The 11883-nt window shown below is 34.2% G+C and carries 7 protein-coding genes and 2 pseudogenes; 7 read left to right on the top strand and 2 right to left on the bottom strand.

All coding sequences use genetic code 11. The annotated features are described in order from the left end of the window. Nucleotides 1-214: 214 nt before the first annotated feature. The 4 genes and pseudogenes from AA0X71_RS22120 to AA0X71_RS22105 all read left to right on the top strand — a co-directional run bounded on the left by AA0X71_RS22120 (nt 215) and on the right by AA0X71_RS22105 (nt 6576). Nucleotides 215-1222, top strand: coding sequence for a DUF3231 family protein (locus AA0X71_RS22120; RefSeq protein ID WP_413357449.1), 1008 nt, complete (start codon nt 215-217; stop codon nt 1220-1222). A 1685-nt stretch (nt 1223-2907) separates the two neighbouring features. After that, a pseudogene (locus AA0X71_RS22115) lies at nt 2908-3051 on the top strand (transposase); the annotation flags it as partial. A 163-nt stretch (nt 3052-3214) separates the two neighbouring features. Further along, nucleotides 3215-5566, top strand: a complete 2352-nt coding sequence (locus AA0X71_RS22110) for a TOTE conflict system archaeo-eukaryotic primase domain-containing protein (protein WP_413357448.1) — start codon at nt 3215-3217, stop codon at nt 5564-5566. A 269-nt stretch (nt 5567-5835) separates the two neighbouring features. Further along, on the top strand, nt 5836-6576 hold the full coding sequence (locus AA0X71_RS22105) for a Fic family protein (protein ID WP_413357447.1): 741 nt from the start codon (nt 5836-5838) through the stop codon (nt 6574-6576). Between the two features lie 322 nt (nt 6577-6898). On the opposite strand, the gene AA0X71_RS22100 is transcribed toward AA0X71_RS22105, so the two are convergent. Together AA0X71_RS22100 and AA0X71_RS22095 are read right to left on the bottom strand one after the other, a co-directional pair. Then, nucleotides 6899-7168 carry a hypothetical protein gene (locus AA0X71_RS22100; RefSeq protein ID WP_413357446.1) on the bottom strand — a complete coding sequence of 90 codons (270 nt, stop codon included), beginning with the start codon at nt 7166-7168 and terminating at the stop codon, nt 6899-6901. 208 nt (nt 7169-7376) lie between these two features. After that, nucleotides 7377-7505 (bottom strand): annotated as a pseudogene (locus AA0X71_RS22095) (RNA polymerase sigma factor); the annotation flags it as partial. Nucleotides 7506-7800: 295 nt separating this feature from the next. On the opposite strand from AA0X71_RS22095, the gene AA0X71_RS22090 reads away from it, so the two are divergent. From AA0X71_RS22090 to AA0X71_RS22080, 3 genes are all read left to right on the top strand, one after another. Then, nucleotides 7801-8904, top strand: coding sequence for a hypothetical protein (locus AA0X71_RS22090; protein ID WP_413357445.1), 1104 nt, complete (start codon nt 7801-7803; stop codon nt 8902-8904). Between the two features lie 468 nt (nt 8905-9372). Further along, nucleotides 9373-11295, top strand: coding sequence for a BglG family transcription antiterminator (locus AA0X71_RS22085; protein WP_413357444.1), 1923 nt, complete (start codon nt 9373-9375; stop codon nt 11293-11295). Nucleotides 11296-11567: 272 nt separating this feature from the next. Beyond that, nucleotides 11568-11876, top strand: coding sequence for a PTS sugar transporter subunit IIB (locus AA0X71_RS22080; protein WP_413357443.1), 309 nt, complete (start codon nt 11568-11570; stop codon nt 11874-11876). Nucleotides 11877-11883: the final 7 nt, after the last annotated feature.

Below are 11883 nucleotides of genomic sequence, written 5' to 3'. Positions count from 1 at the left end.
ATGATGCATTATCAATTTGATCAGTATTCTGCAATCGGGCTAGATTACTTTTGTATTACGTAGACTTATATTATACTGCGCAACTAAAAGGCATCTCGTTTAATTAGTGAAAGGGGGTACTTAAGCTAGGCAGTAATTTTCAATAAGAATAAAAATAGTATGAATCTGCATGAATTACACAACCTAAAATTAACTATTTTATGGAGGGTTAATTATGCCAGATAAAGCATCAATTGCATCATCAGAATTAGGAACGTTATGGTTAACATATCAAGAAAAAACAATGATTATGCGAATGTTAGAGTATTTTATAGCGAAAGCAGATGATGAAAAAGCCAAGAATATTATGACTAATTTGCATGAAGAGCTTGAAATATATGTTGGTAAAATAGTTCAGATATACGAAGAGGAAGGTGCTGTTATACCAGTGGGATATACAGCACAAGATGTAAATAAGGATGTCCCCAAGCTATATGATAATGGTTTTGACATTATGTTTGTTCGCCTTATAAAAGAAATCAGTATGGGATTACATTCATTAAATTTGACAATGACGTTTCGAGAAGATATAACTATGCTTTTTGGAGACCTTACTGCTATCACCCAAAAGTATTTCAGGATTTGCTCTCAATATTTGCTTGAAAGGGGGTTACTTGTTAGAACACCTTACGTTTCGATGCCAAAATCAGTTGAATTTGTTAAAAATAATAGTTATTTAGCTGGAGTAGGGCTCAATCCATTTAGCCAAAAAAGAACATTGAATACGGTAGAGGTTTCTCATGTTCATAAAGCTATTGAATCAAATCTTACAGGTTTACAATTGATTTTAGGTTTTGGACAGTGTGCAAATGATGTTGAGGTTAAGAAATTCTTTAATGAAGGCGCAGAACTTGCTAAAGGTATTGTAAAAGAATTGAGTGAAGTTATGATTCAAACAAACCTTCCCATTCCTCAAACTCCGGGAGGGAATGCAACTGATTCAACTGTAGCTCCATTTTCTGATAAGTTAATGATGTATTGCACAAGTCTTTTTTGTAGTTTTTCTATGGGAAGCAATTCACTCGGATCTGCTTTTAGTTTACGAAATGACTTGCCCGCAAAAAATACGATTTTTATGAAAGATATTTTTGAATATGCTCATAAGGGTGCGAAAATCATGATTAAAAATGGTTGGATGGAAGAGCCACCTCAAATGGAGGACCGTAAACAAAAGATGAAATGAGTGATATTGGGTGAGATACCATAACAAACCTAGAAAACATTAGGCTTTATTATGGAGCATAGCATTGTCAGATTTTGGTCAGTTCTTAAATGAAAAGTTTATATAAAGGCAGTATCTTTATTCTATTAGAATTTCTTGTAAATGTACTAAGTAACTTCAACTTAGCCAATATATTCGTTTACAGGAGAAATACAAAAAGCCATTGATGTTACAAATTATCAATGGCTTAGGTTCTATCCATGTTTGTATATGTTTGTAATGTGGGATGCATATAGGGATGCAGAAGGAGAAATAAATCCATATTCGTAAATCCCTTTTGTATTTGGCGCTTTTTTTATAACAATTGGGTTGACTTTTTCAACAAAACTAAAAATAATGGGTGTCCTATTTGGTCCAGTATTTCTACCGATATTCTCTTTAGTTCCTGGTCTTACGGTAGGGTTTATCATTTATTATATTGTTCTAACAATTAACTATAGAAGAAACTAATAGGTTATTTCTGTTTTTTAACTAAGGCAGCTTAGTTGAAGAAGGAATGATTTTAAAAAGCTTCCTTTTTTGCGCAGTACAACCATACTATTCAATATAAAATGATATTCCGCATTTCAGGTACGCTTGCGAGGGAGACCCTTAGCCTAACCCTAGGTAAAATTAAGGAGTGCTCTTTCATTTTTAATCTCTTGAATTTTCTCTATTTGGTAACCACGTTAACAGCAAGAGGTATATTACGCGGCAACTGTTAGTGAAAAGCGGAGGATATGGTGCGGTTTTTGTGGCTGTAATCAGGATAGAAAATGCTAACATTTTGCTAACGCAATCCTATAAAAAGCGGTAAATCACCGTTAAAGATATTAAAACCAAAAATATCAAAAACATTGATTTACCGCACTTTTTCACTCAATGTTAACAATATTACACTCTAGCAACCTACGGGCGGCATGATGTGATATCTGCCTACAACCCTTGATACGACTTAATTTATGAGTAAGATGAGAGTGAGTTCCTAACACTGAAGATACTTGAAGCCTCTCAAAAGTTCTATGTACAAATGCAACTATTCTCATTAGAACTTGGTGAAATTGTTAATAATTCAAAAGAAATGTATGGAACATTAACTATTTACGGTCTTTTACTATCTGGTATAGTTGGTGCATTATTAAATATCTCATTGTATTACATGTTTAAAAGAAGAACCCACCATTCACCACATTAACGAAGCGTTATTTTTTCTCCCGAAACATGAAGTCAGGGGGGCTTTTCAAACCAATTTGTGTTAGTTTTTCCAGTCAAGACTATGTTCAAGAAGGGGAAAGTGCTTTAGGTGGACCTTATCATGAAGCTTCTCATGAGTTTATGCAAACTTGTGGGAAGCCTCTTTATTTTGGAAAAGAAAATTGTAAAATGAAAGAAACGTTGTAAAAAAGAATGCAACTTATTCGGAAATGTTTTTTACCAAAAAGGTGAAGAGCAAATATTATCTAATAGATTATCAACTTGATGTTCAGTTTATACTTCCCTTCAAATCAACTACAAAAAACCCTCTCGAAATTCCGAGAGGTTCTTATTGTTATGGTTTTGAAAATCCCTGGATATGCCGAGGGTTCCAGAAAGCTTATAATGTGATAACAAAAAAATCTCACTTCATGGTAGGATAAAGTTGGATTCCCGACCACTTTATCTCACAAATGATCTATGGAAAATATAGAATGAGTATTGGACAGATCATAAGAGACATATGTGAAAGAAAAGGCGTAATCATACATGAAGTAAATGTTCGCCCAAATCTTATCCATATGTTGGTGAGTTTTCCACCAATATTAAGTGTATCAGATTCTCTGAGTTAAGCTTTCCGTTTGACCCTTCAAACTACGACGGGAATTCTCAGTTTGTTTGTTCATTAAGTTCAATGACAAGGTATACATTTTTAATAGTGTTAAATAAGGCTATCTTGGCTAAGCTAGAGTTAAAGATTTCTGAGAATGGAGGAGTCTTATGGATATTCAAGAACAGCTCTCTCAAGCTTTAAAAGAAATTGATAGACTCAAAAATGAAAATAGACAATTAAAAAAGGAACTCTATAAAGCAAAGGGTCGTAAAACATCTTATAGTCGAACATCTAATGTAAAGAAAACAGTGACTGATTTTTCTCTTAAAGAAAGAACTGCAATTTCACTTTTTATGAACCTTTTTCGGGGAAGATCAGATGTTTTTGCTCAAAGGTGGGAATCAAGTACTTCGGGTAAGTCTGGTTATTCACCTGCATGTGATAATGAGTGGGATAAAGAGCTTTGTCAAAAACCAAAAATCAAATGCCAGGATTGCTCTCATCGATTATTTCAGACATTGACACCTCAAGTTATATACGAACATTTAATGGGTATAAAAACTGTGGGGATATACCCGTTACTTGAAGATAATACATGTTATTTTCTGGCCATGGACTTCGACAAAAAACAATGGAAAGATGATGTATATTCATTTATTGAAATCTGTAAAAATTTTGGGTTATCATATCACATCGAACGTTCCCGCTCAGGAGAAGGTGCTCATATTTGGTTCTTTTTTGAAAAAGCAATAAGTGCTTCGATAGCTAGAGAATTTGGGAAGAGTCTATTATCGAAAACAAGCGAAAAACGTTTTGAAGTTGGACTGGATTCCTTTGATAGAATGTTTCCAAACCAAGACCTATTATCTAAAGGTGGTTTTGGGAATTTAATAGCCCTTCCATTACAGAAACAAGCAAAAATGAAAGGGAATAGTGTGTTTGTAAATGACTCATTTCAGGAATATCCTGATCAATGGCAATATCTATCGTCAATAAAAAAGATTTCTGAAAAAAACATTTTAAAAGTAGTAACAAATTTTTTTGTAGAGGGAAATTCTATTGAGGTAAAGGAGAAAGTTGAGGATTTTAGCTTGCCAAAGGTAGTTACTATTGAATTAAATCGGGGAATTGAAATTCCCAAAAAAGTATTACCTAGTAAGTTACTATTTGAATTACAAAAACTTGGTAAATTTGGAAATCCAGCGTTTTTCAAAGCGCAAGCAAAGCGTTATTCCACTCATCGAATTCCAAGAATGATTGATTGTTCACAGATTGATGACCATTTGCTCATACTACCACGAGGTCTAATGGAGAAAGTGCAGGAAATCTTCTCGACATATAAAATATCTCTTGAAATTCTGAATAATCAATTCATGGGGAAGATCATTGATGTTAAATTTCATGGTCAACTAACTATCCAACAAGAGGAAGCTGTTATGTCTATGGCTAATAATGACAATGGAGTATTAGCAGCAGATACTGGTTTTGGCAAAACAGTGACAGCTGCAGCATTAATTAGTAGAAATAAAACCAATACACTCATAATTGTGCATCGAACACAATTAGTTGATCAATGGAAAGAGAGATTATCAACATTTTTAAATATCCCAGTAAAAGAACTGGGTCAAATTGGTGGAGGTAAAAACAAGCCAAGCTATAATATAGATATTTCTACGATTCAATCGCTTAATCATAATGGCTTAATAAAACCTGAGTTATATCATTACGGGCAAATTATCGTGGATGAATGTCATCATATTTCTGCAGTCAGCTTTGAAAAGGTATTAAAAGCTGTCCGAGCAAAGAAAGTGTATGGATTAACTGCGACACCAGTTAGGAAAGATGGATTGCACCCAATAATATTTATGCAATGTGGACCAATAAGGTATAAAACGAATAATAAACAGCAAGCCCATATTCGACAGTTTAAACAAACGCTTGTTAAAAGAGAAACATTAATGGAAACACATGAAATGGATATACAAGCTATATATTCTTTGTTATCTACTAATAAAGAACGAAACGAAATGATTTTTAATGATGTTCTGCAAGCTCTAGATGAAGGACGATCTCCAATAGTGTTAACGGAACGTTTAGACCATGTAGATGAGCTATATAGGCTTTTCAATGGATTTGCTAAGAACATCATTATATTATCAGGGGCTATGAAGAAGAAAGAACGACAACAAGCGCTACAAAAGTTATTTAGATTACCTGATAGTGAAGAGAGATTGTTAATTGCAACAGGAAAATATGTTGGGGAAGGGTTTGATGACTCTAGATTAGATACACTCTTTCTAACTATGCCAATCTCTTGGAAAGGAACATTACAACAGTATGTAGGGCGGCTTCACCGTAATCATAGTGATAAAAATGAAGTAAAGGTGTATGATTATGTAGATACGAACATTGGTATTTTACAGACAATGTTTGAAAAACGATTAAAGGGATATAAAAATATTGGTTATAGTCTATATGGTGAAAACAATGAGAAAAGCCAACAAATTCAATTATTCTAGCAGGTTGAACTAAATAATCGATATAGCAATTTAACAAAGGATTCTACTGTGTTTGTCCTTTGCTCTCTCTATAAGTAAGTTGACTTTTGAAAAAAAATGAAGTATTCGAGATTTCATATAGTAATGAAACTGCGAAAATAGATTTGTATATATTGGAAAAATATGTACTAAATACCATATATTTGATTAAAATTGGTTTAAAGGTATATTCAGAGCAAGAATGGTATTCTCAATTTCAGTATATGTTCCAGTGAAGAGAGGTGAAGCCAATGTTTGAAGAAATTAATCAAAAAAAAGCTCTTCTAGATGCCAATCGGCCATTACCTAAATACACAGTTAAAAGTTTACGTGAAAAGTTATTACTCGAATGGACATATAATACTAATGCGATTGAGGGAAACACGTTAACGATTTACGAAACTAAGGTGGTTTTAGAAGGAATTACGGTTGGTGGTAAAACGCTACGTGAACATTTGGAAGTTCTTAATCATCGTGATGCCATTCTATATGTAGAGGAGATTGTACAAAAGGGAGAACCTCTGTCGGAATGGCAAATTAAGAACTTACATCGACTTGTACTAAAAGGCATTGATGATGAATATGCAGGTGTATACCGAGACCAGCAAGTTTTTATTTCTGGTGCTAAACATATACCGTCAGCTCCCATCCTTATTAAAGAGGAGATGGAACAGCTGATGGTATGGTATGAACAAGGTGAAACGAAAAAAATGCATCCAGTTGCCCGTGGAGCTATGTTACATGCTATTTTTGTTGGAATTCACCCATTTATTGATGGGAACGGCCGGTCATCACGCTTGTTGCTAAATTTGGAACTTATGAAAGACGGTTTTCCACCCATTGTTATTAAAGCAAAAAATCGAATAGCTTATTATGAAGCATTAGATAAAGCACATACACAAAAAGAATATGATGACTTTATAAAGTTAGTCGCGTGCGAAGTAGAAGATTCATTAAACCTATATTTAAGTACAATAAATAAAAACGCTTAGTAAAATACACAGTATAGTTGTCAGTTTAAGATAAGCACCTCTACTCCATTTTATCTACGATGCTAACATTATGCTAACGCAATCCAATGAAAAACGGTAACTCTCCGTTAAAGATGTTATAGTCAAATTTTGAAAAAACTTGATATACCGAACTTAACGCACACCAAGTTAACATATTATACACTCATAGCTTGCGGGCGGTGTGATGGAACCCTGCCATAACAAGTGTCAAAAAACCTCTCGAAAGAAATTTCAAGAGGTTTTTTATTCGCAAGAATGACACGATCTAACAACGTTCTCTAACTTAAAAGAATTCTATGATTTAAGGTGTCCACTCATCACTTAAAATCGCGACGAGTTCCCAGTTTGATTGTTCGTTAGGTTCGAAAACAAGGTATACACTTTTCCAATCTTCATATTGTGTTTCTTTATAAAACTCGACGATTTTTGCCTCTGGGAAGGCTGCTTCTATTGGTTTGATCAAGTCGCTACGTTGCGTTTGTGAATCAAAAAATGCATTATTTGGGTCGAGGAAAGTATCTTGTTTTAAGAACCTATCCATGTAACCTTTTGGTGTATAAACTAGATCCATATTGGCTTCTCCGATGCCCCATACATATTCGGTGTCAACTTCTAGTAGTGATGGGACTTCATTTTTTTTGAAAGTCGCTCCATAGTTTTCCAAGTAAGGGGCTAGTGATAAGAATAGACCTTTTTCCGAGTGCACGTAACTTGATAGTAATTCCATATCTCGGTTGCGAAGGGCATTGTATATTTCGGGTGCTTTTTGTTCAACACCCAGCTTTAATAAAAACCTCTTGTACTAAATCCTCCACATCTGTTGTACCAGTGTAGTAAACCAAAAAGTCGTACACATCATTGCTGTATAGGTAAAACCACTCTGAAATAACCTCTCTAACATCTGTCATAAAGTTAGGGCCCCCGATATTTGAATTCACCTTATTAGACGGGTGAAATTTTAATTTGTGTCAAGATTTTGGTGTGACTTTGTAAAAGAGTGTATGTAAGTTGACAAGTATAGATGTTTATAAGAATTAAGGAGACTATTGTTTTACACACTGTCCATGATTTGTTCAAGAGTTTTAAAAAAGAAATTGGATATTTATGTTAATATATAAACAGAATTTAGAAAATTTCAAACATAAGATGCAGTGACTTCATGTTCTAGATAGTAACTTAATTTTCTTAAAAGGAATGAAAACAGTGAAGGAAAATAGAAGTGAGCAAAATCAAAAAAAAGTCATTATTCCCTTTAGTTTTACGTATCAGCCATTGAAAAAATTGGCACTTGTTAATTGCGAAAAAAGTCCGGATGAGCACTATATCGGTCTTGAACCCCAATATATAGATGATGAAGGGCATGTTAAAGGTTATCGAGTCATTGCTTATAGAGATGATGGATATGTTGATGTTTATGATGAGATGAACCTTAAAGATACTGGGAATGATGATAGCTTTGATGTTACAGGAAAAGGATTATGTGAACGAATAAGGGTAGAGATGGAGAATACAAGATTTGAAAAAATTGATGGTTGTGTGCATATCGCCTTTCAGTTTGTCGATAAATTTGACCGTCTAATAGTTGTTAATATTACTGAGTACTCGACAAAGAATACATATGGTTTAAATCTTCTTGCCCCAATCGGCTCATCAACAGAAAAACCATCGTATTTGCCACTTTTCTTTTTGTACAACTTTGATTTTGTCCGCAAAAAAAAGACGGATGTAAAAGTGATGATAAATGGAAATGAATTGAAGTTAGATAACTTTCCTATACCGTTACCGAAAGATTTTCAATGGCGCTATTACACAAGATATAGTGAGGACTGTCAGATAGTAGAATTTGCAAAAGCAAGTAAAGGTGCATTAGAGGAATATTGTATTGAGGATAATAGGACCATTGTACGTGAGGGGATCAAGTATCGATTTACGGAGGAAAACGAGCTGAAACTAATGATGTTACAGAAAGGCAATCACTCATTTTCAGTAGAGTTTTATAAAGGTATTCCGAATTTAGGGGAGTTGGCAAACAATAGTGAGTATGCAGACCGTTTTAAAATTAGTGTCGATTCTGAGATGGGGTCTATTAGTGGTCGTTACACTGTAAAGAGAGAAGGGAACGAGGTAACAATTGAACTAATCCCTACGGACGGCTGGACTCCTGTACCCAATTCGTTTTTCACAAAGATGATGTTTAACAAAAAATCCGTATTTTGCAGTTGGCCAAAAACGTATCGATATGTTCAGTTAATTGATTTAATAACACTTCAATCAACGTCCACATGGGAAAGAATTTCAAGCAAATGAATTAGTGCAATGAATCCTACTTCGGGTTATAGTCGTCTTCTTTGGAGCATTACTAGATGTTAACATTGTCTTAAATAAGGTACTAATTTTAGAGGTTTCCTTGAAATGGGAAGCCTCTCTTATTTGATCTTTGTGCAATAAGTGTCCATTATTTGTAGGAAACTAACTTCTGTTTCTGTTAGCTAAGAGACTGGTTCTTCATAAAGTTCAATCATTTTTCCAATGGTTTTACCACGAGTTCATTCCTCAATCGAAGTTGCTTCAAAAAGGAAACACCTTGTTTTTATCAAAAAAAGCAGTATTATAAAAAAGTATGATTGAATATTTATGATTTTTAAGAAATAAAGCTCGAGGATTCATTTTCTTGTTTAATAGCGACCATCTTGGAATTGTTGTAGGATTATAGAACGAAACATATAAATATGGTCCAATAATCTTAGATCAACTCATTAAGGAAGGTGAGAGAAAATGGTCTCGAAACGACAAAAAGATATTGTGTTGTCCTTAATGAAGGAGAAGGAACCTGTTACGGCCGAATGGATAGCGAAGGAACTTGGTGTGAGTGACAGAACGATTCGCACCGAGATAAAAGAACTGCAATCCCAGTCTTCGTTAGGAATAATAATTGAATCGATTCGTGGAAAAGGATATCAATTAACGATAAAGGATTTTGAAGTCTTTGAAGCAGCGTTCCATCCTCATGCCGATGATTTGATGAAAGAGCATCAAGTCGATTTTTCCGAACAGGCAAATCGGGTCTTGTATATATTAAAACGATTTCTATTAGAAAAAGAACCAATAAAATTAGAAAGTCTTGAGGAAGAACTATTTATTTCAAAGCCTAAGCTTCAAAATGATTTAAAAATGGTCCGTGAAATATTGGAAAGCTATGATTTGAAGTTAGTTTCTAGACCGCATTATGGAACGCAGGCTGAAGGTAATGAATATATGAAACGACTATGTTTTTCAAATTATATTTTAATCCGAAATAGCAATTTGAACATTGACAGTCCTTCTTTTCAACTTTTGAATGAAAAACTATTTGATAAAATAAAAGAAACGATTATAAAAAAGGTGAATGAATACAAAATTGAGATATCTGACATTGCTCTTGAAAATCTTGCAACCCATATTACAATTGGATGCAAGAGAATTGAAGAAGGCTTTGTCATAGAATATCTTGAACACGATTTAACAGGAAAATACCCCTTTGAAAGAATAGTAGCCAATGAAATCGTAAAAAAGGTAGAGGAGTTCACAGGGTTAGAATTTCCTAAATCTGAGATTGATTATATTATTGTTCATTTGTTGGGGACAAAATTAATTCATAAGAATACGTTAGATGAATTTGGTAAATTTGATGAGTTAGGTACCATCATTCAGTGCATGCTGGATAGATTGAAAACCGAATTAAATTGGGATCTTCATGATGATTCCGAATTTATTCAAGCGCTGAGTCTGCATATTCGGCCAGCGATGAACCGGTTGCGCTATAACATGAACATTCGAAATCCATTATTAGACGAGATAAAAAGGAAATATCCTAGTGCCTTTGAGGGGGCTGCTATAGCAAGCAGATGTATCGAAGAATATTTGCATATTGAGGTAGGGGAACACGAAATTGCTTATATTGCCCTACATATCGGTGTAGCATTAGAAAGAATGAAGACAAGGCATAAAAGGACAAAGCGGGTCATTGTGGTGTGTGCGTCTGGCGTTGGAAGCGCAAAGCTTTTGTTTTATCGTTTGAAAAATGAATTTAAAGATGAAATCGAAATTGTGGCGACAACGAATTATTATCAATTAAACGAATACGACCTATCTTCTATTGATTTTATTATTAGTACGATTCCAATTAAAGAAGAGATAGGTGTTCCGATAAAAGTGGTTAATACCTTTTTAGGAGAAGGGGATATTGCTAATATCCGCGAAGGACTATCGTCTGTAAAAGAGTCTGAGAAACAGAGCTATTTAGACGAATCAAGAGTGTTTATTCATAAAGACTTTCAGGATAAAGAAAGCGTCATCCATTTTCTATGTAAAGAATTATATAAGCAAAAACTTGTCTCTAAAGATTACGTGAATTCGGTGTTGGAAAGGGAAGCGCTCGCCCCAACCAATTTTGGGAATCTGGTAGCTATCCCTCATCCACTAACACCGGTAACAGATGAAACCTTTTGGACAGTGTGTACATTAAAGAAGCCGATTGAATGGACGGATAAACATATGGTTCAATTTGTCTGTTTGTTAAATATAAGAAAAGTACCTGAAGATGATCTGGAAAGAATGTATCATAAACTCATTGCTCTACTTGAAAACAGTACAGCAGTCCAAAAACTTCTAAAGAGTGAATCAGCTGAAGAAATAATCAAGATTCTAAATGAATCGTAACAGTTTTCAACTTAGGCAATGGTTACTATTAATTATGAATAGAAAGAATGAGGGTATTCCAAACGGGATACCCTTTTTTGGTTATGAGCATATTATCGGAGGATAATACCATTATAAGATCATCGATTTTTCCGTTAGCTAACGGAAAAATCGTTTCTGTAAAATGAAACGCTTTCAACATAAACTAAATATAGAAAGTAAATAAACATTTTTAAAAAAGATGGTTTAGATTTTTTCAAAATAACTTTTATGGATATAGGGGGAATAAAATTATGAATATTTTATTATGCTGTGCAGCGGGAATGAGTACAAGCTTATTGGTGACTAAAATGGAGAAAGTAGCTGAAGTACAAGGTTTAGAAGGGAAAATTTGGGCTGTGCCAGCTAATGCCGTTAATCAACATATAGACAATGCCGATGTTCTTCTTTTAGGACCACAAGTTCGATACCTACTTGGGAAAATGAAAACATTAGGTGATGAAAAAGGTATTCCTGTGGATTCAATCAATCCAATTCACTACGGTACGTGTAATGGAGAAGAAGTTCTCAAAACAGCGATAAATCTAGTGAATAACAAATAACAAAGGG

Source organism: Robertmurraya phoenicis (genome assembly GCF_047302285.1).
GTDB lineage: Bacteria > Bacillota > Bacilli > Bacillales > Cytobacillaceae > Robertmurraya.
Note: the sequence above shows the minus strand (reverse complement) of the source record. Positions and strands in the feature narration are given on the sequence as shown.